Source organism: Campylobacter sp. CNRCH_2013_0671h (assembly GCF_025773055.1).
GTDB lineage: Bacteria > Campylobacterota > Campylobacteria > Campylobacterales > Campylobacteraceae > Campylobacter_D > Campylobacter_D lari_D.
On the sequence record NZ_JAKMTG010000001.1, the window covers coordinates 23,573 to 45,544 of the forward strand.

Sequence of the window (21,972 nt, forward strand, 5' to 3'; positions counted from 1 at the left end):
TTATTAGTGTAAAAAGTGTCTTATGCCGCTAAAGTATAATGCGATACCATACTCATTAGCAGCTTGAATAATATCCTCATCTCTTATGCTTCCACCTGGCTCAATGATGGCTTTTACTCCTATTTTGCTAGCTTCATCTATACTATCTCTAAATGGAAAGAAAGCTTCACTTGCTAAAACACAACCATTTAGATCAAGCCCCATTTCCTTGGCTTTATTAATAGCTGCTTTAGCTGCATCGATACGACTTGTCATACCCATACCAATGGCTACCATAGCTCCATTTTTTACATAAACTACATTGTTTGATTTAGTAAATGCAGCAATTTTCATAGCTATTTCAAGATCTTTTAATTCTTGTTCATTAGCTTTTCTTTCGCTTTTTAAAATCGCATTTTTTAATTCATCTTCTTTAACTTCATCACTATCTTGATATGCAAAACCACCATCTATGTGTTTAAAATCATATTTATCATAAGCTCTAGTTAAAAATGGCGCTTTTTGTGTAAAGATTTTAATACGCTTTTTATCTTTAAAAACTTCCAAAGCATCATCGTCTACATTTGCTGCAATGATTACTTCTATATAAATTTCATTGATTTTTTGCGCTAATTCTTTGTCTAAGGTTCCATTGATAGCAACAACTCCTCCATAAGCACTCAAGGTATCGCATTTAAGAGCATGGATATAGCTTTGGAGTAAGTTTTCTTTTATGGCAAATCCGCAAGCATTTGCATGTTTGACTATGGCTACTGCCGGAGCTTTATCAAAAGCACTTGCTAAATTTAAAGCCGCGTTAATATCGGTTAGATTGTTAAAACTTGCTTCACCTTTTAAGGTTGTAAAATTGTGTGTGAAAAAGTCATCAAATTCATATAAAGCACCTTTTTGATGAGGGTTTTCTCCATATCTTGTGTCAAACACTTTTTGACCTACGATAAATTTACTTGCACCAAAGCCACCATTAAAACGCTCATTCATATAATTTGCTATGTAAGCATCATAATTTGCTGTATGCTCATAAGCTTTGATCATCAATGCTCTTCTAAAATCAAGATCTAAGGTATTATCTTTTAAAGCTTGTATGATTTTATCATAGTCTAAAATATCACAAACGACAATGACATTTTTAAAGTTTTTTGCACCACTGCGTATCATAGCAGGACCACCAATGTCGATATTTTCTACAATCTCATCAAAATCTTGGGTTAAAATTGTAGTTTTTTTGAAAGGATATAAATTCACACAAAGCAAGTCTATACTTTCGATGTTGTAATCTTTGGCTTGTTTTTGATGATCTTCATTTTCTCTTTTGTATAAAATTCCACCATGAATTTTTGGGTGCAATGTTTTAACACGCCCTTCAAACATTTCAGGGCTTTGAGTAAATTCACTAACTTCTTGTACTTGTAAATTATTTTCTTTTAAAAGCTTATAAGTACCTCCGGTGGATAAAAGCTCATAACCTAATTTAGTAAGTTCGCTAGCAAATTCTACAACACCTTCTTTATCACTCACACTAATTAGTGCTTTCATTAATTTTTCCTTTCTATATATTGTTTTAAAAATTCATATGATTCATTAATTTCTTGAAATTTTTTAACACCTTCTTTGATTTTTTCTTCATCACTATTGTTTGCGTTTAAAATATCAGGGTGGTATTTTTTGGCAAGTTCTCTATAGCGTTTTTTAAGCTCTTGTAAGTTTGCATTTTCATTTAAGCCTAAAATTTCACAAGCCTTTTGTAAATTCATACCTGTATTTTGTGTTTGCATAGAGTTTAAAAGTTTTTCAAGTATATTTACATCAAGTTCAAAAGCTCTAATGATAGCTCTTAAGACATCTTTTTTGGTATTGTTAAGTTCTCCATCAATCAAAGCCATTGCTACTAAGACATTTAAAATATTAATTCTTTCTTGTTGTGGTAAAGGCACTTCTTTGATAAACTCTTTGGCTATATCAAAAGTATCATTTAAAGTGTTTTTATGTTCATTAAAACATTGTTTTAAAAAATCTCTTTCTTTTTTATCTTTAGCATTATAATCAAGAATTTGTGAGATCATGTTTGCTTCATTCTCGCTAACTCTACCATCACTTTTTGCTATTTTTGCTAAAAGCGCTATAACATAATAGTTTAATCTCCTTTTAAAGCCATCAATCCTTTCTTCATGATAGCCTTGTTTAAAGCCTTGAGAGAAGCTTTTAGCTCCTTTTTTGAAAGAGCCTAAAAGATCATCTTTACCCCAAGTTTTATAATACCAATAAAATGCAAGAATTGCTAATACTAATAAAACAAAAAGCATTTCTATCCTAAATATTCTTTAAATTTATCAAAATAATTTTTTTGTAGTTTTACTAAAGATATCTTAATATCATCTAAAACGAAATCTTTTTCATTTAAAATTCCAAGTTTTGCAAAATTAATTTTCATTTTGTTTGCAAATTCAATAAAATTTTCTTCATTTTTAACACCAATTACAACTCTAGTTGGACTTTCTTCAAAAATAAAACTTCTGTTTTTAAAATTTGTTTTTACATTTACACCCAAATTCGCCTTTGCGCTCATTTTGGCTAAAGTCATAGCAAGACCACCTATGCCTATGCTATTAGCACAATCAAGTAACTTTGCTTCGTTTGCTTTTAGTAAGAAATCCCATAGTTTTAATTCTGCTTTAAAATCTATATCTTCAAGCTCTCCTGCGACTTTTTGATCTAGTACTTTAGCAATCAAAGATCCACCAAAACTACCTTTGCTTTTTCCTATTAAATAAATAGCTTGCGTTTCTTTACTAAAGTATGATTTTAAAACATTTTCTGCTTTTTCGTGAATACCAACGCAAGCTATGGTTGGACTTGGAAAAATACTTACTCCATCGGTTTCATTATATAAAGAAACATTTCCGCTTACCACAGGGGTATTGAGTTCTTTACAAGCTAGTTTAATACCTTCGCAGCCTTGAGCAAATTGCCACATTACTTCAGGGTTTTGTGGGTTGCCATAGTTTAAACAATCACTAATTGCCAAAGGTCTAGCTCCCGAGCATGCTATTTTTCTTCCTGCACTTACAACGGCTGCTGCTGCACCGATTTTTGGATTTACATAGTTTAATCTTGAGTTGCACTCAATGGCCATAGAAAGCAAGCAATTATTTTCTTTAATTCTAATACTATTTGCACCTAAAGCCCCATCGCTTTTTAAAGTGTTAGTTTGTACGCTTGAGTCAAACTGCTCATAAATATAAGCTTTATTACTGATATTTTCATTTGCAAGAAGTTTTTCAAAGGCTTCTTGAGTGGGAATGCTAAGTTTAAATTGATAGTTTTTTATTTCATCTAAGTATTTTGGCTTAGCCACAGGTCTATCAAGTATAGGTGCTTTTTCGCTTAGTGGTTCAATAGGGATTAGACCAACTAATTCATCATGCCAAAATAATTCCATTTTGCCAGTATCTGTAACTTCGCCTATAATGGCTGCATCAAGCCCCCACTTATTAAAAATCTCAATAACTTTTTCTTCATAGCCTTTTTTAGCACAAATTAGCATTCTTTCTTGAGATTCACTTAGCATTAACTCATAAGGAGTCATACCTTCTTCTCTCATAGGAGTTTTATCAAGGTAAAGTTTCATCCCGCTACCACTGCGTCCTGCCATTTCAAAAGAGCTTGAAGTAAGTCCTGCTGCACCCATATCTTGAATTCCAACTATATAATCAGTTTTGAAAAGTTCCAAACAAGCTTCCATTAATAATTTTTCAGCAAATGGATCACCAATTTGAACAGTTGGTCTTAAGCTTTTGCTAGATTCATTAAAACTATCGCTTGCCATTACAGCTCCACCAAGTCCATCACGACCAGTTTTTGAGCCTACATAAATTACAGGATTTCCTATACCTTCAGCCTTTGCATAAAAAATATCTTCGATTTTGCAAGTTCCAAGTGCAAAAGCATTAACTAAGATATTTCCATTAAAGCACTCATCAAAAGCGCATTCTCCACCTATAGTAGGAACACCCATACAATTACCATAGTGTGAAATTCCACTTACTACACCCTTAACTAAATATTTTTGATGTTTGCCTATTTTTTCATCGTGGATATTACCAAATTTTAAAGAATTCATACCTGCAACAACTCTAGCACCCATGGTAAAAACATCGCGTAAAATTCCACCCACACCAGTAGCTGCACCTGCAAATGGCTCTATAAAACTTGGGTGATTATGACTTTCTACTTTAAATACAGCAGCCATTCCTTTGCCTATATCTATTACTCCAGCATTTTCACCAGGACCTTGGATTACCCAAGGAGCTTTAGTTGGAAAGCCATTAAGGTATTTTTTACTTGATTTATATGAGCAATGTTCACTCCACATTGCAGAAATCACTCCAAGTTCTAATAAATTAGGTTCTCTACCTAGTATATTTAAAATTTCTTGATATTCCTCATCGCTAATTTTGTGTTGTTTTATAACTTCTTTATCCATAATTATCTCCTTTTTATTTTCCTAAACAAAAATTACTAAACATTGCATCTAAAATTTCATCTCTTTCAAAATTTTTGGTAAATTGAGCTATTTCTCCTATGGCTAAATTTAATTCAAAAGCAAAAAGTTCTAAAGAACTTTCCTTTAATAAATCTCTTGCACGCAAAATAGCTTCACTAGCATTTTTACAAGCATTGAGTATTAAGGTATTGCTAATTAGCATTCCATCGCCATCTAAAGTATTTAAGTATTCATTTAAACTTTCCTTAATGGCTTGAGTGTTTTTTTGGGCGCAAATGCGTATACAAGAAGTGCCAATTTCATGTTTAAATTTGGTAGCCAAATCGCTTTTATTTAAAACATAAATAATTTTTTTATCACAATCTTTTAAAGCTTGTAAAATACGTTCATCTTCTTCTTCAAATTCTTTAGATCCGTCAAAAACAGCTATAATGATATCTGCTTCTTTAATGCTTTCATAACTTAAGTTGACTCCGATTTTTTCTATCTCATCATCTGCGTTTCTTATACCTGCTGTGTCGATGATTTTAATTAAATGTGAGCCTATTTTTAAACTTTCCTCGATACGATCTCTTGTGGTGCCTGCAATATTAGATACAATAGCTCTATCAAATGCTAAAAGCGAATTTAACAATGAACTTTTTCCGGCATTTGGCTTGCCGATAATAGCAACTTTAAAGCCATTTATAAGACCTTTTTTACTTAAGGAAATATCTACTATATCGCTTAAAAGTTTTGAATTTTTTTCACACATAGCAATGATTTGATCAAGTAGATCTTGCGGTAAATCATCATCTGCATAGTCAATGCTAGTTTCTACAAAAGCAAGAGTTTGAACAAGGTCTATTCGAATGGTGTTTAAAAATTTACTTAAATCACCTTTAATATTTTTTGCTATGATATTTGCAGCACTTGTTGATTTTGACATGATAGCATCTTGTATGCTTAAAGCTTTTAAAAGATCCATTTTGCCATTTAAGCAAGCTCTTTTGCTAAATTCTCCAGGATTGGCAAGGCGCGCGCCTGCTAAAACAAGCTCATCGAGTAAAATTTCACTCAAAGAAAAACCGCCATGAAGTTGAAATTCCACAATATCTTCTCCTGTAAAAGAGTAGGGTGCTTTAAAATAAATTACTAAGGCCTCGTCTAAAAAGTCACTATTGTTTTTATAAAGTTTGCATAAGTGCGCATAGCGTGGTGTGAGTTCTTTTTTGTGGGTAATTTTTAATGCAAGTTCTAAAGCTTTTTTTCCACTTACTCTAATGATGCTTATAGAGCCCACTCCGTGAGCTGTAGCAATAGCAGTTATCGTGTCATTCATTCATTTTTCTTCAAAAAATCATTCACAACGATATATCTTTGATCGTCATTTTGTTTGATAGCTACATACTTATCAGGAAAGCGTTCTCTTAATTTTTCTAAAGCAAGTTTTAGCCAAATTCCATCTAGTGGTTTTGTTTGAACTCTTCCAGTGTTCTCTACTTTTTCTATGAGAATTTTTAAATAACTATCAATAGCTTGGGTTTGGTTTTCCAAAAATTGCGCTATTTCTAGTCTTGGTTGAATTTTATATTTAGCATTAAGCCAATTATAAAGTAAATATGAAAAAGCTTTATATCTGTGAGCTTCTTTGCCTATAAGTAAGGCTGCATCTTCTCCATCAAGTTTAATTAAAACACAGGTTTCATCCCAAACACTAACTTGCACAACTTTAATATCAAAATCAAAAGTTGCTAGTAAATTTTCTAGTGAAATTTTTATCTCATCTATATAAGAAACAATGTTTTTTTCTTCTGAAGACTCCTTATGGAAAGAATCAAAAATAGCATCATTTTTTACTTTATAATGTTCTTTAGGTTGAGCAATATTTTCAATTGGTTTTTGAAAATTTTCTTTATATTCTTTTTTATATTCATTTTTTTCAAAATTTTTTTGAGAATATTTGTTAAATTTCTCATTTTGATTTTTTTTAGGTTTTTCATTATGGACTTTTTGAGTTTTTTTATGTCCTTTAATACAGATTATCGCATTTTTTTTAAAAAGGCCAAAAAATCCTGCTTTAGCATGTTGAATAACTTCGTATTCTAAGTCAATCACAGAGCACTCAAGTTGTTTTGAGGCTTCTATGAGTGCAGTTTGTAAGTCTTTAGCTTCTATGTTCATGTTTAGCTATTTCCTCTTTTTTGTGGTTTTTGAAAAGCTTATTAACAATTACTTGTTGAATAAGTGAGCATATATTATTTACACACCAATACAAAGTTAAACCTGCTGGGAATGTTAAGAAAAAGAAAGTGAAAATTAATGGTAAGAATTTCATAATCTTTTCTTGCATAGGATCTTGTATAGCCATTGGTGTAATAAGTTGCTGGATAAACATAGTTAGACCCATAAATATAGGTAAAATAAACCATGGATCCATCACAGATAAATCTGTAATCCAAAAAGCCCAAGGTGCAGCTTTAAGTTCTATGGCATTTAGTAAAACTCTATAAATTGCAAAGAAAATTGGAATTTGAATGAGTATAGGTAAACATCCGCTCATTGGGTTTGCACCATGTTTTTTATAAAGTTCCATCATATGTAAATTCATTTTTTGTGGATCACCTTTGTAGCGTTCTCTAATTTCTTTCATTTTTGGTGCTAAATCTTTGAGTTTATTCATAGAAATCATTGATTTGTAAGTAAGTGGGAAAAGAATAATACGCACAATTAAAGTCATCACTACGATAGCCCAACCCCAATTACCCAAATAACCATGTAAGAAATTTAAAAATTCAAACATAGGTTTAGCTATAAAAGTAAACCAACCATATTCTACCACATCATCTAAATCTGCATGAATGCTTCTTAAAATTTCATGCTCTTTTGAACCTATATATCCGGTTGCTTTAAAATTGTTAGTTGCACTTGCAAAAACGATAGAATTTTCGTGATTATCTTTAGTAACTACTGCATTTAAAGGTTTTTCAAAATTATAAAAGAAAGCACTATAATAGCGATCTGAAGCTGCCATAAGGGTTACATTAGAAAAACTTTCATCATTTTCTACATCACCATCTTCTAACATTGTTATTTTATCATCTTTATCTAAGATTAAAACTCCATGTACTGTATAACTATCAACTGCTATATTTGGACGATAACCTGGAGTGATAAAATAAGCTGTATCTTTGCTTAGATTTACTTCTAAATCATAATTTCCATATTTGTGAAAAGTGATTTTTTTAGTTATTATTAGATCATTTAAATTTTGAGTAAGAATTAATGTTGTATTTTCATCATTTACATTGATAGTTTTTTGACTAGCTGTATATACTGTATTGAATGCCTCTTGATTTATCTTTGCATCACTAAATCTTATTTCTAGTGGCAAAGGTGATAAAGAAGTATCTACTAGATTAATGCTTTTACCATTTTCATCTTTATATTTTTCATCGCTTAGATAAAATTTAGCTATTCTACCTAAAGAGTCAATATGTGCTTCAAAATGCTCACTTTTGACAACTGCTATTTCTTCTTTTTGATTAACACTAAGTTCTGTCTTTGGAGCTTGTGTATTTGTATTTGCGGTTGTAGTTTGTGGAGCTGAATTGTTTTGTTCTATATGAGTGATATTTTGCTCATTTTGTGGTGCTTTTGGGATAAAAAAATAATCATAAACTACAAAAAATAAAAATGATAATACAACGGCAATTAATATGCGTTTTTGCTGGGATAAATTTTCTGACACGGATTGTCCTTTGGAAATATAATCTTAATTAAAAAAAATTGATTATCATTGCAAGGGATATAAAAATAATTGAGTTGTTTTAAAGCATTAAAACTAGGTTTAAAACATACACCTGAGTTTAGAGTATTCTTGCGTATTTTAGGATAATCAATACCACCTTTAAAAAACGGATTGCATTTTAAAATTCTTAAAAAAATTGCACCAAATGCTTTAAAAATATTATTTTTTTTAAATTGCCATAAGGCATATTCAGAACAACTTGGATAATACCTGCAGCATTGTGGCTTAAAAGGGCTGATAAAGAGCTGGTAAAATCTAATAAGTTTTAAACAAGCTATTTTATACATCCTATTTTTTTCAAACCCCATTTCAAGTTTTTTTCTAATTTTAAAAAAGGAATTTCAGTAATACTTGTCTTAGCTACAAGTATGTATTTCCCGTTTTCGACTTGATTTTTAACCTGAAAAAAAGCTGATCTTAAGAGCCTTTTGGCTCTATTTCTAACGACAGCTTTTCCAACTTTTTTACTAGCAACAACAGCAAATTTTTTTTCTTTACTTAAAGTATAAAAGATGATTACACCTTCACAGTGCCACTTTTTACCTTCTTTATAAATTGTTGCAAACTCTCCTAAGTCGTTAATACTTAGAAAATCTTTTATACCGCTAATCTTTTTCTACCTTTAGCGCGTCTAGCATTGATCACCTTACGACCATTTTTGCTTTTCATACGCACGCGGAAGCCATGAGTTCTTTTTTTAGGAGTTTTGTGTGGTTGATATGTTCTTTTCATATTCTTTCCTTAACTTAAAATAAAAAACAAAATAATAAGCGTGTATTTTATCAAAATCTTACTTAAATCTGCTTTTAATTAAGAGTTATTTTAAAAGTTTTTGCTAAATTTTTGTTTTATTTTTATGTATTTTAAGGAAAAATCATGAGTTTTGAAATTTGTGAGAGTAAAAAAGAAGATTTAGAAAAAATTTTAGAATTAATTAAAGAGCTTGCTATCCATGAAAATATGCTTGAAGATGTAAAATGCACAACTAAAGAACTTGAAGAATCTTTTTTTGAAAATAAATATGCTAAGGCTTTAAGTCTAAAAGTTGATGGTAAAATCATAGGTTATGCAATGTATTATTTTACTTTTTCGTCTTTTTGGGGTTTAGGTGGGTTATATCTAGAAGATATTTATATACAAGCAAAACATAGAAAAAAAGGCTATGCAAAAGCTGTTTTTAAATATTTAGCACAAATTTGTAAAGAAAAAAATCTTAAAAGATTAGAATGGGTATGTTTGAACGATAATGATTTAGGGATTGAGTTTTATACTAAATTAAATGCAAAGCATATGAATGAGTGGAGAACTTATCGTTTAGAGGGTGAAAATTTAGAAGCATTGATGTAATGAATAAGCGTAATTTGTATTATTTAAAAGCTTTTGGTTATGAATATTTTAACGAGCAAAAACAAATTAGGCATTTTAATTTAAGTTTTAAAGAATTAAACGAAAGGGTAAAAACCTGCAATCTTTGTCATTTTTCTAGACTAAGAAAGCATAGTTTAATGGAAAAAGAAGCCAAAAATGCTAAAATTTTGATTTATCAGGCCTTTATTGACAAGGAAGAGAATGAAAGTGGAAAGTTTTTTGCTTCTAAAAATAAACAAGAACTTTTGAAATTATGCAAGGAGCTTTTAAATTTAAAAGATGATGAGATATATTTTTCTTATATGTTTAAATGTTTTAGTAATTTTAAAATAGACGATCAAGCATTAAAATTATGCTTGCCGTATTTTTATAATGAGCTTGATTTTATAAAAGCAAAGATTATTTTATGTCTTGGCCAAGAAGCTTTTGCAAGTTTGGGTTTTGAGAATTTTCAAAAATATAAAGGACAATGTATGTATTATAATAATGCCTTATTTTTGCCAAGCTATGATTTGAATTTTTTGAGTAAAAATCCTAGCTTTTATGCTGAATTTATAGAAGATATTAAAAAAATAAAAGGTTATTTATGAGAAAAAGTTTAGTTTGTTTGATGATGAGTTTTGTTTTAACTTTAAATGTCTTTGCGAAAGAGCAAAAACCATCGCCCATAGAACCTAGTGAGTCTTTTTATCCTAATTTAGAATTTCAAAATTGTGATAATGATTGTTTATTTACTTTGTTGGAAACAGGACTTTATTTTAATTTTTTATCAAGATTTAATAATGATAATGCAAATGAGCTTTTAGTCAATATCTATACCAAACTTTTAAATTCTATTATAGATTTTGAAAAAAGAATTCAAAAAAATGCTAGCATAAAACTAGCTATTATTATACCTGAGCAAACGATTAAAAGTTATTCTAATACTATTATAAATTCAAGCATAGCGTATTTATTAAGACAAAGAGCGCAAATAAAAGTAAAGGTGTTTTTAATAGGTACAGAAGATGAGAGCAAGATAACTAAAGCTTTTAAACAAGCTCAAGATGAGAAATTTAATTATATTATCGCAGGTTTTACAGATAAAGGTGTGAAAAATTTATTAAAAGAAAGCCTTGATTCTAATGTAAAAGTTTTTATTCCTACTGCACACAAAAGAAATTTTGATACGCAAAATGAAAATGTGTATTTTGGAAGTATAGATTATCAAAAACAAATCCAAAAACTTTTGGAATACTCCAATGGTAAAAATATTATTTTTTCAGATGGAACACCTTTGGCAAATCGCTTAGATGAGAATGTTTTAAACGCAGGTAATGGTAGTGAGAAAATTTATACTATTAATAGTTCTAAATTTGATTTTAGAAGTATTTTAAATCAAAATAGAAGTTTTCAAGATTCTAGTATTATTTTAAATACTTCTTTGATTAAAACAGCACTCATAAGCTCACAAATAAGAACTTATGATATAGAGCCTTTTGTATTATTATCAACCCAGATTAATTATAATCCTATTTTGCTAAGTTTAACGCAAATTAATGATAGAAAAAAACTTTTGCTAGCAAATTCCATTTCTAATGAGGATCAAACTCTAAGCTATCTTAATGAGCTTTTTTCGCAAAATATTAATTACAACTGGATAGCTTATGCAACTAGCGTGGGCCTTGATTATTTTTATACGCAGTTTTTAGATAAAGATTCTCAAAGAATTTTTGATGAGGGTTTAAATGATAATCAATTTGACTATAAGGTTAAAATCATTCGCTCGCAAGGCTTAGGTTTTACTCCTTTGCAAGATCAGTAAAAACCTTAGTTATAGTCTCATCTATAGGGGCTACTTTTTCATTTTTTAAAAAAGCTAGGGTAAATTCAGCTTCAAAAAGCTTGGTATTTTCTTTATAAATCTCTTGTTTTATACAAACTGAGGCTTTTTTAAGCTTTGTGATAAATGTTTTTACTTCTATAAGATCTCCAAGTTTAGCGGGTTTTAAAAAGTTACAATTTGCTTTTGTAAGTAGAAAATGTCCTGTATTTTTATCAAAAATTTTTGCATTTTTTTGAAAAAATATCTCACTTCTTGCTCTTTCGCAAAATTTTAAGTAGTTGCTATGGTATACCACTCCACCTGCATCGGTATTTTCATAATAAATTCGTATTTGCATTTTAGACCTTTTATTTTATTATATATTGATCGGAAAATATCGCTTACAATCAACTTTTTTTATTGATAAATTTGTTGAAATTCTACTTAAAATGTCATAAGAAAAGCATAAAATATTCTTGATTTTATATCTTATGTTAAAATTGTATTTTATATCATTGAAAAAAGGAAAATCATGCAAGTTTTGCAAAAAATGTTTAAATTGCTAGCTATTATGGCTTTTGTTTTTAGTGTGAGTGCAAATGCACTTAGTGAGGGTAAAGAGTATATTACTTTAAAAACACCTATTCCAAATGCACAAAATTCTCTAATAGAGGTATTTTCTTATCGTTGTATTCATTGCTATAATCATCATCAATTTCACACTCTAGCAAAAGTTAAACAAGCTTTACCAAATTTAAAATATGATCTTTTCTCGGTAAGTTCTATGCTCGAGTACGGTGGTGCTTTAAATGAGATGTTTGCTTTAGCTTCTTTTAAAGAAAAAGCTTTAGGTTTAGATGTTACTAGTGAAAAAAGTCTTACTTATAAGCTTGCTGATGTGTATTTTGTAAGTCATTTTGAAAAAAAATTAAATTTAAATAATCTTGATTTGTTTTATAAAATAGGTTTAAATGCCATTGGTGCTAGTAAAGAAGAATTGCAAAAATTTTTACAAACTAAAGAAGCCAAAGAGCTTTTAGTTGCTTATGATGTAGCTAATGAAATTTCAAGAAATTATGGCACGCCTGCTTTTGTAGTAAATGGCAAATATCAAATCAATCCTGAGTATATCACTTCTTTAGAAGAACTAATCCGTATAGTTAAAGAACTTTCTACCAAGTAATGCTTTTTTAAGCATTACTTTTTGTAATTTTTGTGATAAAGTATTATTATTTTTTATTTTTTTAATAATTATATTTTCATTTTGAAATTTTTTCTTATTGTTTAATTAATATTTAAGTTATATTAATATAACTTAAGCATGTTTATAATAAATTGCAAATATTTATTATATATAAAATACAAATAGGAGAAATAAAATGAAATTCAACTTAAATAATTTGTCAAAAGCAATGGCGGCAGCTGCTTTTGTTCTTGGTGTGAGTGCAAATGCACTTAGTGAGGGTAAAGAGTATGTGGTTTTAAAAACACCTATCCCAAATGCTCAAAATTCTTTAATAGAAGTATTTTCTTATCGTTGCACACATTGTTATGATCATCATAAGTTTAATACCATGTCAAAAGTCAAAGAAAAATTACCACAATTAACTTATAAATTTTATCCTGTTAGCTCTATGGGTGATTATGGTAAGCAAGCTAATGAAATTTTTGCTTTTGCTGCTTTTAAAGATGAGCAAAATAAAGTAAGTCAAAGCGATAAAAATAGTTTAACTCATAAAGCTTCTGAAGCATATTTTAATGCTTATTTTAAGAAAAAACAAAGATGGGGAAATGGAGCCAATCCTGAAGCGTTTTATGAAGTAGGATTAAAAGCAATTTCAGCAAGCAAAGAAGATTTAGATAACTTTTTAAAAACTCCTGAGGCTAGTGAAATTTTAAAATCTTATGAAAATGCTAATGATATCTCTAAAAACTATGGTACACCTGCATTTGTGGTAAATGGTAAATACCAAATCATACCACAAGCTATCACATCTCCACAAGCTTTAATAGAAATAACAGAAGAATTAAGCAAGATGTGATTTGAGGTATTTTATGAGTTCTTGTCCTATTAGTAAAATCACCACTTGGCAAAATACAAGAGTTCCTTGGTTGATAATGGTTATAGCTATGGTAGGCTTAACTTTTATAGCACACTTTTTGTTTCAAGAATACCTTTATATGGAGCCTTGTGAGCAGTGTGTTTATATAAGATTTGCTATGTTAACTATGGCTTTTGGTGGTATTTTAGCCTTGATAGATCCTAAAAATGATTATCTAAAAATTTTTGCTTATACTTTTGTATTTTGGGGTATATGGCTTGGTATAGAGTATTGTATTACTCTTAATCATATCCATGAGGTAGTACATTCAGAAAATCCTTTTGCTGGTGTTGATGGGTGTAGAGAAATTCCTATATATCCTTTTAATTTACCATTGCATGAATGGGCACCAGGATGGTTTTTACCAACAGGTGAGTGTGGTATGGATACACCTATAGTGCCTGAAGATGTTTATGGTAGTTTAAATGCTTTTCAGAAATTTTTTGTTGGAAATCCTCCAAATTTTGAAGATGGTTTGTATAGTAATGGTTGGTATTTGATTCCTAGTATGGAATTTATGAATATGGCGATTTGTTGTTTGTTGGCTTTTGTTGTTTGTTTGGTGATTTTAGGAAGTATGTTTGTTTCTTATACATTTTCACATTCTAAGGCTAAATTTTATGCTTTGATTGTTTTAATATTAGTAGTTTTGCTAAAAATTTTAGGTGAGCCAAGTGTGCAAATAGCTTAATAATATAAAAAAGGAGAAAAAATGAAGATTAGTAAAATTGTAAGTAGTATTTTGCTTGCTGGTAGTGTTGTTATGGTAGTGCCTAGTGTTTCTTTGGCTATGGGTGGACCTAGTGGTGCTAAAATTGATTGGGAAATTCAAGGCAAAATTGGCGCAGTAAAGATGAATCCTTATGGTCTATCTCCGCTTAGTGCTGTAATTATGGATGGTGGATATAAACTAAGTGATGTAAGCGTAACTATAGTTCCAAAACCAAATGGGCAAACTATATCTTATAAGGTTAGCCCTAGTAAAATTAAAACTTATGGAGGAATTCCTGTTTTTGGACTTTATCCATCATATTTTAATACAGTAAAAGTAAGTTATACCAAAACTGCTTTTGGAAAGAGTGAAAAAGTAGTAGATGAGGTATATAAAATAGCAACTGGTGGAGTTAATATAGAGCCAAGTGGAAGTATTATGCAAAGAGGTGTGCCTTTTGAAAAAGTAGAAGTGATTAAAGTAGATAAAGGTTTTGAAGATAGGTTGTATTTGGTTAATAATGCTCCAGGGAAACAAAGTGGAAAAGGCTCTCAATCTGTTTGGAATAACCCAGCAGGTGGTGCAATGGAATGGGATGAGAATTCAAATGCATTTATCATTGATACAAAAGGTGAAATTCGTTGGTATTTTGACAATGATAAATTAATGGATTGGAATAATATTTACAACCGTGGTATTATGATGGGATTTAGGCAAAATACTGATGGGGCTTTAACTTGGGGTTTTGGACAAAGATATGTTAAATATGATTTAATGGGTAGAGAAATTTTCAATCGTCTTTTACCTTCTTCTTATATAGATTTTTCTCATTCTATGGATAATATGCAAAATGGAAATTATCTTTTAAGGGTGGCTTCTGCCAATGTTAAGCGTCCTGATGGTAAAAATGTGCGTTCAGTGCGCGATGTGATAGTAGAAGTTGATAAAAATGGTAATGTAGTAGATGAGTGGAGATTGTTTGAAATTTTAGATCCATATAGAGCAAATGTAATCAAAGCATTAGATCAAGGTGCTGTTTGTTTAAATATTGATGCGAGTAAAGCAGGGGTTACTTTAAGTGATGAGGATTTAGCTAAAATGGATGCAAGTGATTCTTTTGGTGATATAGCAGGTACTGGAGTAGGGCGTAACTGGGCTCATGTAAATAGCGTAGATTATGATCCAAGTGATGATAGTATTATTATTTCAAGTCGTCATCAAAGTGCTATTATAAAAATAGGACGCGATAAAAAAGTAAAATGGATACTAGGAGCACACAAAGGCTGGGGAGAAAAATACAAAAAAACACTTTTACAACCTGTTGATAAAAATGGCAAAAAGATAGTTTGTGAAGATGAGTATAGTAAATGTCCAGGATATGAAAACGAAGAAGGTGGTTTTGATTTTACATGGACACAGCATACTGCTTTTAGAATAGATGAAAAATCTGACAAAAGATATATTTATATCACAGCTTTTGATAATGGCGATGCAAGAGGTATAGAGCAACCTGCTTTTGCTTCAATGAAATACTCAAGAGCAGTTGTGTATAAAATAGATCAAAAAAATAAAACCGTAGAACAAATTTGGGAGTATGGAAAGCAAAGAGGCAATGAATGGTTTTCACCTGTCACTTCTTTAGCAGAATACCATAAAGATAAAAATTCCATCATGGTTTATAGTGCTACTGCTGGAATGTCATTTGACTTAAGTAAGGGTGCTGCTGTAGGTGAGCCAAAACCTGAAATAGATGAATTTAAATGGGGAGCTAAAGAACCTTCAGTACAAATTCGCTTTAGCGGAGCAAGTACTGGTTATCAAGCTATGCCTATTGATTTAGAAAAAGCATTTAAATAAGAAAAAAGGGCTTTTTTAAAGCCCTTTTAATTTTTATAAATATCCTGCACCTAAAGCTAAAAAATAACCTACTATACAAGAAACAATCACACCAATTAATCCTGGTAAGATAAAGCTATGATTGATAACAAATTTACCTATTTTTGTAGTACCTGATCTATCAAATTGTATAGTTGCAAGATCGCTTGGATAAGTTGGTAAAATGTAGTATCCATAGCAAGCTGCTGCAAAAGCAATGATAATACCTGGTTCAACACCAATTCCTAGTGCAAGTGGCACAAAAGCTGCAATTGCTGCTGCTTGAGAATTAACAAATTTAGAAATAAGTAAAAGCATAATAGCATAAGTCCAAGGATGTTCTATAACGATATTACCTAAAGATTCTTTCATCATAGGAGTATGCACTGCAAACATTGTATCTGCCATCCAAGAAATTCCAAAAACAGCTACTAAGGCTATCATACCGGATTTAAAAATTTCATTTTTTGCAATTTTGCTTGCATCAAGTTTGGTAAAAATGATTAGCGCTGCACCTGCTAAAAGCATAAACATTTGAATAGTTGCTACCATATTCATAGGTTTGGTAACGCCTTTTGAGGTAAATTGCGGTCTAAGCTCTGGAAAAGCTCCAAGTATAGCTACCATAGCAATAGCACCTAGGAAAATCCACATAGCTACCCATTGGATAGTTGGAAGTTTTTGTCCAAGAAGAGTTTTACTATCACCATAGATATATTCTCTTTGTTCTGGATTTTTAATCTTAGCTTGAAAATCCTCATCTTTATCAAGATCTTTTCCCCTAAACCAAGAAAAAATTCCTATAGCCAAAACACCTACTAAGGTAGAAGGTATAGTAATAGCAAGTAAATCTACATAGCCATCAAATCCTGCTAAAGGATGTTTATTAATTTCTGGATTTAAAAGTAGGGCTGTTAAGCTTACAACTGCAACTGAAACAGGACTTGCGATAATACCAAGTTGTGAAGAAATACTAGAAGCAGCCATTGGTCTTTCTGGGCGAATACCATTTTTAATAGCAATATCATAAATAATAGGCATCATAGTATAGACAACATGCCCAGTTCCACAAAGCATGGTAAGAATGCAAGTTACAAATGGCGCTAAAATAGTTAAGAATTTAGGATTTTTTCTTAGAACTTTTTCTGCAATTTGCAACATTACATCCAAACCACCACTAGCTTGCAAAGTTGCACTAGCAACAACAACAGCTAAAATGGTAAGCATAACATCAATAGAAGGTTTTCCAGGTGCTACAGCAAAACCAAAACTTAAAACTAATAAACCTATACCGCCTAATAAGCCTAGAGCGATACCGCCTTTTTTTGCCCCATAAAAAAGACAAATAAGAACAACAATTAGTTGAATACTAAATTGAACATCTTCGCTAAGGCTAGTTAGTATTTCCATACTCTCTCCTTATTTTTTGAAATATGTGAGAGTATAATCCAAGTTTTATTAATAGTAAATAAAATTTTTATTATTTAAATAAATATTTACCAATATTTTGAATTTATTTATCAAAATATTGGTTATTTTATATTTATTGATAATATTTTAAGATTGCATAAAGAATTTTACTGATTTTTTCAATAGAAGCTATTTCACATTTTTCATCTGTTGAGTGAGGGCTATGGATATTTGGTCCTATTGAGCAACATTCTAAAGGTTGTTTTTCACTTATAATACCACATTCTAAACCAGCATGTATAGTGTAAAGCTTCGCATTTGGGTTTTCTTTTTTAAAATAACTTAGAATTTCTTCTCCAAATTTAGTATCTTTATTAGCCCACGGTGGATAAAAATTTGCACTTGAAACTTCGCAGTTTTGCATCTTAAAATAAGTTAAGGTTTCAAATTCTATGTTTTTAAGTTCTTGTAAATCATTAGATCTTGCAAAAAGCTCAAAATGAAATTTGCTATCTTTTTCATAAGCTAGTGAAAGATTGATACTTGTTTGAACTAAATTTAATTGATGATTAAAAGTTCTAACTCCTTGTGCAAAAGCATTAATGAGATTTAAAATAACTTGAGAATTTTTATAATATGTTCTTTTGATTTTACCTATATAATTTACTTTAAAATGATCATTTTCTTTTGGAGGATTTTTAAAAAATGCTATAACTTTAGCATGTTTTGGTATAGAATTTATTCTTTCACCTGCTTTAAATTCGCAAAGTTCTCCTTGATTTTGAGTGATAAAATAGCTCACTTCTTTAATAGAAGATTTAATATTTTTAACAATATCGATTCCCGAGTGCCCACCTTTAAAATCAATTGCTTCTATCTCATAACAATCTTCTTCTTTTTCATCTATTTCTAAGTTTAAACTAGCAAAAATATCTACCCCGCCAGCACAACCTATAACAACTTCATCATCGCTTTCGTGGTCTAAATTTAAAAGCTTGCTTGAGATCAAAGTATGGGTGAGATTGTTTGCTCCACAAAGTCCAACTTCTTCATCATTAGTAAAAAGACATTCTATATTTTCAAAATCTTTTAAAGCTTGCATCATTAGTGATACTCCTATGCCATTATCTGCACCTAAGCTTGAATTTTTAGCCTTTAAATATCCGTTTTCTTCATATATTTGTATATTTGGAGCTTCTCCCATGCAAACCATATCATAATGACTTTGTAAACAAATTTTAGGATTTCCTTTGTGTGCGTGGATATTACCTGCTTCATCAACGCTTACTTGGCAATTTTGACTTTTAGCAAAATCAATGAGAAAATTTTTCAATTCTTCGGTTTTGAAACTACAATGAGGTATTTGAGCAATTTGTTTAAAATTTTGTATAATTTCTTGCATAAATTCTCCTTTTTATTGTAATTATGGCATATTTTTATATAGATGAGGTTTAAATGAAATTTTCTAGGAAACAAATTAAATTATTTATAAACTTATTAAAAGATCCGAAGAAATTTTTAATCGCACTTTTTTTAGTTGCTTTTGCTTATGTTTTAAACTATGATAGTGGTTCATATATCAATGCTAAAGTAAGTCGTGTAGTAGATGGAGATACTATTGAGGCTAAATTCGAAAATGAAAAGCTTAAAATCAGACTTTTTGGTATAGATGCGCCTGAGAGTGATCAAGCTTATGGAAAGATGGCTACGCAATTTCTAAAAACTATTGTATTAAATAAAGAAGTAGTTTTAAATGTAAAAGATGAGGATAAATATGGTAGAATTTTAGCCATTGTGTATTTAAATGATAAAGATATTAATCAAGTTATGGTTAAAAATGGTTTTGCTTGGGCGTATGAGCATTATAGTGATTTATATATAAATGAGCAAAATTATGCCAAGATAAATAAAAAAGGATTATGGGAAAGTGAAAATCCTATAGAGCCTTATAAATGGCGTAAGCAAATAAGATTAAAATAGGATATAAGATGTTTAAAAAAATATTATTGTTTGGATTTTTAGTATTATTTTTTAGTGGTTGTTTTGTCAATGAAAGAGGGATCTCAAATCGATTTTATGATGATTGTAAAGAATATTATGATGCAAGTGGGACTTATCATAAAGAATGTCCAAAGAATTGGGTGGATTTACCTTTAACCCCCGATTCCTTTTAAGACTGCATTAAGTTCTTCTTGCATTGATTCTTGTTTAGTTGTTTCTTGCTGATTTTGATTATTATTTGTAGCGGCTTGATTTTGTTTAAGTTTAAATATATGATCATCTGTAGTAATAACTTGAAAAGATGCGTCAAAAATTTTAATCTCATTTACAAAACCAGCTACTTTAACCTCTCTTTTTCTTGAGTCATCGCTAAATAAAGCACTCGCTTCAAGATTTAAAATATCTCCCACTTTTAAAGGAGCATAAAAAAAGCTTCTTGAGCCTATTAAGACGCTAAATTCTTTATTAATTGCAGCTTGTGCTATGTAATTTGCTGCATTAAATACAAAGCCACTATGCACTAATCCTAGTTCATCTACTGCCATATCATGGGTTGTGATTAAAATACCTTTGGCGAAATTTTTTTCTATATGAGAAATACTTCCTGCTAAAGTATTGTTTATCCCTGGACAAGTGATAAGTTCTGATTTAATACGATTTAACTCTTCTGGGTCTATTAATTCTTCTATAGTAACAGCACTTACTGTTCTTGCCATTTTTACACCTTTAATTTAACATAAACTCTTTTTGGTGCTTCATAGCCTTCGCAAGTTAAATTTGAATCATTTTTATCTAAAAATTGATCTAAAGAATAAGAATCAATCCATTGTGTTTTTCTTTGTTCTAAAAGATCGGTTTGTTTAGTTGTTATAACTTCAAATTCACTAAATCCAGCCCTATAACACCAATTTCTTAAACCTAATATCGACGGAATGAAAAAAATATTTGGTATTTTTGAGTAAGTTTTTTGAGGAATAAGTGCTATTTCTCTTTCATCTTCTATATACATAGTGTCTAAAAAGACTATGCCATCTTTATTTAAAGATTGTTTGAGTTGTTTTAGCATGGCTATGGGATCACTACGATGATAAATCACTCCAAGACAAAAAATCACATCAAATTTTATGCCATAATTTGGTACATCAGCTACGCCTAAAAGCTTATATTGTATAGGAGTTTTTGCAATGGAGTTTAAAAGTAAAAATTGCAAATAATACTTAATAGAAGGATCAAAACCTATGAGCTTTGAAGGATTAAATTCAAGCATTTTAAACATATAATAACCATTGTTGCAGCCAATATCTGCTACTATTTTGCCTTTTATTTCTTGCATATAAGGCTTTAAAATATTAAATTTGATAAAACTTTGCCATTCTGTATCTATAAATAAATCATTAATTTTAAAAGGTCCTTTACGCCAAGGTTTTAATTCTAAAGTGATATTCTTAATCTCATCATCTAAACTTTTATCACAAAAAATATCAAAACTTTCATTTATAAGGTAATTTGAATTTTGAATTTTTTCACTAAGTTTTTGAATTTTTTCATATAAAGGATGTTTTAAAACTTGCTTAAATAAAGCATTATTTTGCATATTTTTCCTTGAAAAACTCCCTTATTTGGGAGTTTTTATTATTGAAGTAGGCTTGCCAGTTTAGTTTGTAACATTACATTTGAATGAGCATTTGCAAATAAAAATGCATTTTCTTTTAGGTAATTTGCATTAAAATCATTGATATTTTGAGCTAAGTCATTATTTTGTAATTTGCTTTCAGCTTCTTTAGTGTTAATACTAGTTTGCAAAGATGAGTTGATATTAGAATGGATAGCGTTAATTCCAGCACCAATATCTGCGCGTAAAGAACCTACTTGATCTTGAAAATCACGAATTCCGTCTTGATTTTCAAGGCTTAAATTTGCTGTGCTTGGTTGATTTAAATTAATACTTTCAACCCCAGTACCAACAACAAAATCCATACTCTGAAATACATTTTTTCCATTAAAAGTCGCATTAGAAAAAGCATCATTGATTGAAGTTACAAGTTTGCTTGCTTCAGAATTTAGCATACTTTTTTGTCTGTCATTTAAAGCAGCATTGTTTGAGCGCACTGAAAGTTCATTGAGTTTGTCTGCAGTAGCTGAAATGTTATTTAAAGTTGAATCAGCAATTTGTAAAACTCCTATGGAATCATAGGCATTTAAAATACCTTGATCTATAGTGCTATATTGACTTCTTAAAGAATCAGCTATGGCTAAATTTGCTCCATCGCTCCCATCTATAGCACGGATTGCAGCTATGTTTTCTAAAGCTTTTTCTTGGCTTTTTTGAGCTTGATTTAAGTAGTGATTTTGTTGAGTTGTTCCTATATCGCCTATTTTCATCTTTGACTCCTTTTAAAGACTTAT

Annotated in this window: 24 protein-coding genes; 9 read left to right on the forward strand and 15 right to left on the reverse strand. The window is 30.2% G+C overall.

Annotation, left to right across the window (positions count from 1 at the left end; translation table 11 throughout):
• Nucleotides 1-3 precede the first annotated feature (3 nt).
• From purH to rpmH, 9 genes are read right to left on the reverse strand one after another with little or no spacing between them, the layout of a single operon-like run.
• Entirely contained in the window at nt 4-1,536 is a 1,533-nt protein-coding gene (gene purH / locus L8X97_RS00120; protein ID WP_263659336.1) for a bifunctional phosphoribosylaminoimidazolecarboxamide formyltransferase/IMP cyclohydrolase, read from the reverse strand.
• A complete protein-coding gene (locus L8X97_RS00125) occupies nt 1,536-2,303 on the reverse strand; it encodes a DnaJ domain-containing protein (protein WP_133319317.1) in 768 nt (255 codons plus the stop codon). The genes purH and L8X97_RS00125 overlap by 1 nt, the downstream gene beginning before the upstream one ends.
• A gap of 2 nt (nt 2,304-2,305) precedes the next feature.
• Complete coding sequence (gene purL / locus L8X97_RS00130) at nt 2,306-4,483, reverse strand: phosphoribosylformylglycinamidine synthase subunit PurL (RefSeq protein ID WP_263659337.1); 2,178 nt, start codon at nt 4,481-4,483, stop codon at nt 2,306-2,308.
• Between the two features lie 13 nt (nt 4,484-4,496).
• On the reverse strand, nt 4,497-5,825 hold the full coding sequence (gene mnmE, locus L8X97_RS00135; protein WP_263662355.1) for a tRNA uridine-5-carboxymethylaminomethyl(34) synthesis GTPase MnmE: 1,329 nt from the start codon (nt 5,823-5,825) through the stop codon (nt 4,497-4,499).
• A complete protein-coding gene (locus tag L8X97_RS00140; protein WP_133319314.1) occupies nt 5,822-6,667 on the reverse strand; it encodes a Jag N-terminal domain-containing protein in 846 nt (281 codons plus the stop codon). Before L8X97_RS00140 ends, mnmE begins: the two co-directional genes overlap by 4 nt.
• Entirely contained in the window at nt 6,651-8,234 is a 1,584-nt protein-coding gene (gene yidC / locus L8X97_RS00145; RefSeq protein WP_263662157.1) for a membrane protein insertase YidC, read from the reverse strand. The genes L8X97_RS00140 and yidC overlap by 17 nt, the downstream gene beginning before the upstream one ends.
• A complete protein-coding gene (gene yidD / locus L8X97_RS00150) occupies nt 8,198-8,581 on the reverse strand; it encodes a membrane protein insertion efficiency factor YidD (RefSeq protein WP_263662356.1) in 384 nt (127 codons plus the stop codon). The genes yidC and yidD overlap by 37 nt, the downstream gene beginning before the upstream one ends.
• Entirely contained in the window at nt 8,569-8,895 is a 327-nt protein-coding gene (gene rnpA / locus L8X97_RS00155; RefSeq protein WP_082018444.1) for a ribonuclease P protein component, read from the reverse strand. The genes yidD and rnpA overlap by 13 nt, the downstream gene beginning before the upstream one ends.
• A complete protein-coding gene (gene rpmH, locus L8X97_RS00160) occupies nt 8,892-9,026 on the reverse strand; it encodes a 50S ribosomal protein L34 (protein WP_012661270.1) in 135 nt (44 codons plus the stop codon). Before rpmH ends, rnpA begins: the two co-directional genes overlap by 4 nt.
• Before the next feature lie 141 nt (nt 9,027-9,167).
• Here rpmH and L8X97_RS00165 point away from each other — a divergent pair, with 141 nt between their 5' ends.
• The 3 genes from L8X97_RS00165 to L8X97_RS00175 are packed head-to-tail and all read left to right on the forward strand — an operon-like array spanning nt 9,168 to nt 11,466.
• Nucleotides 9,168-9,641: a GNAT family N-acetyltransferase gene (locus L8X97_RS00165; protein WP_263660624.1), complete on the forward strand. Its 474-nt coding sequence runs from the start codon at nt 9,168-9,170 to the stop codon at nt 9,639-9,641.
• Nucleotides 9,641-10,252 carry a uracil-DNA glycosylase family protein gene (locus L8X97_RS00170; RefSeq protein WP_263662357.1) on the forward strand — a complete coding sequence of 204 codons (612 nt, stop codon included), beginning with the start codon at nt 9,641-9,643 and terminating at the stop codon, nt 10,250-10,252. The genes L8X97_RS00165 and L8X97_RS00170 overlap by 1 nt, the downstream gene beginning before the upstream one ends.
• Nucleotides 10,249-11,466 (forward strand): hypothetical protein, encoded by a 1,218-nt coding sequence (locus L8X97_RS00175; protein WP_133319310.1) that lies wholly within the window; start codon nt 10,249-10,251, stop codon nt 11,464-11,466. Before L8X97_RS00170 ends, L8X97_RS00175 begins: the two co-directional genes overlap by 4 nt.
• On the opposite strand, the gene L8X97_RS00180 is transcribed toward L8X97_RS00175, so the two are convergent.
• Nucleotides 11,444-11,824, reverse strand: coding sequence for a YbgC/FadM family acyl-CoA thioesterase (locus L8X97_RS00180; RefSeq protein WP_263662358.1), 381 nt, complete (start codon nt 11,822-11,824; stop codon nt 11,444-11,446). The genes L8X97_RS00175 and L8X97_RS00180 overlap by 23 nt on opposite strands.
• A 174-nt stretch (nt 11,825-11,998) precedes the next feature.
• Here L8X97_RS00180 and L8X97_RS00185 point away from each other — a divergent pair, with 174 nt between their 5' ends.
• The 4 genes from L8X97_RS00185 to L8X97_RS00200 all read left to right on the forward strand — a co-directional run bounded on the left by L8X97_RS00185 (nt 11,999) and on the right by L8X97_RS00200 (nt 16,137).
• Complete coding sequence (locus L8X97_RS00185; RefSeq protein WP_133319309.1) at nt 11,999-12,649, forward strand: thiol:disulfide interchange protein DsbA/DsbL; 651 nt, start codon at nt 11,999-12,001, stop codon at nt 12,647-12,649.
• Between the two features lie 196 nt (nt 12,650-12,845).
• The gene (locus L8X97_RS00190) at nt 12,846-13,508 is read left to right on the forward strand and encodes a thiol:disulfide interchange protein DsbA/DsbL (RefSeq protein ID WP_039663243.1); all 663 of its coding nucleotides are present in this window, start codon (nt 12,846-12,848) and stop codon (nt 13,506-13,508) included.
• 13 nt (nt 13,509-13,521) lie between these two features.
• A complete protein-coding gene (gene dsbI / locus L8X97_RS00195) occupies nt 13,522-14,259 on the forward strand; it encodes a protein-disulfide oxidoreductase DsbI (protein ID WP_263659343.1) in 738 nt (245 codons plus the stop codon).
• 21 nt (nt 14,260-14,280) lie between these two features.
• Nucleotides 14,281-16,137: an aryl-sulfate sulfotransferase gene (locus tag L8X97_RS00200; RefSeq protein WP_263662359.1), complete on the forward strand. Its 1,857-nt coding sequence runs from the start codon at nt 14,281-14,283 to the stop codon at nt 16,135-16,137.
• Between the two features lie 33 nt (nt 16,138-16,170).
• On the opposite strand, the gene L8X97_RS00205 is transcribed toward L8X97_RS00200, so the two are convergent.
• Nucleotides 16,171-17,565, reverse strand: a complete 1,395-nt coding sequence (locus L8X97_RS00205; protein WP_263662360.1) for an anaerobic C4-dicarboxylate transporter — start codon at nt 17,563-17,565, stop codon at nt 16,171-16,173.
• A gap of 133 nt (nt 17,566-17,698) precedes the next feature.
• Complete coding sequence (locus L8X97_RS00210; protein WP_263662361.1) at nt 17,699-18,967, reverse strand: M20/M25/M40 family metallo-hydrolase; 1,269 nt, start codon at nt 18,965-18,967, stop codon at nt 17,699-17,701.
• A 53-nt stretch (nt 18,968-19,020) separates the two neighbouring features.
• Between L8X97_RS00210 and L8X97_RS00215 the strand changes: the two genes are divergently transcribed.
• The gene (locus L8X97_RS00215; RefSeq protein ID WP_263662362.1) at nt 19,021-19,545 is read left to right on the forward strand and encodes a thermonuclease family protein; all 525 of its coding nucleotides are present in this window, start codon (nt 19,021-19,023) and stop codon (nt 19,543-19,545) included.
• An 8-nt stretch (nt 19,546-19,553) separates the two neighbouring features.
• Nucleotides 19,554-19,739 carry a hypothetical protein gene (locus L8X97_RS00220; RefSeq protein WP_133319303.1) on the forward strand — a complete coding sequence of 62 codons (186 nt, stop codon included), beginning with the start codon at nt 19,554-19,556 and terminating at the stop codon, nt 19,737-19,739.
• Here the strand turns inward: L8X97_RS00220 and L8X97_RS00225 are convergent.
• The 3 genes from L8X97_RS00225 to L8X97_RS00235 are packed head-to-tail and all read right to left on the reverse strand — an operon-like array spanning nt 19,719 to nt 21,948.
• Nucleotides 19,719-20,282, reverse strand: a complete 564-nt coding sequence (locus tag L8X97_RS00225) for a hypothetical protein (protein ID WP_133319302.1) — start codon at nt 20,280-20,282, stop codon at nt 19,719-19,721. The genes L8X97_RS00220 and L8X97_RS00225 overlap by 21 nt on opposite strands.
• 2 nt (nt 20,283-20,284) lie before the next feature.
• Nucleotides 20,285-21,160 (reverse strand): tRNA 5-methoxyuridine(34)/uridine 5-oxyacetic acid(34) synthase CmoB, encoded by an 876-nt coding sequence (gene cmoB / locus L8X97_RS00230; RefSeq protein WP_263662363.1) that lies wholly within the window; start codon nt 21,158-21,160, stop codon nt 20,285-20,287.
• Nucleotides 21,161-21,198: 38 nt separating this feature from the next.
• Nucleotides 21,199-21,948, reverse strand: coding sequence for a flagellin (locus L8X97_RS00235; protein WP_263660586.1), 750 nt, complete (start codon nt 21,946-21,948; stop codon nt 21,199-21,201).
• Between the last annotated feature and the right edge of the window lie 24 nt (nt 21,949-21,972).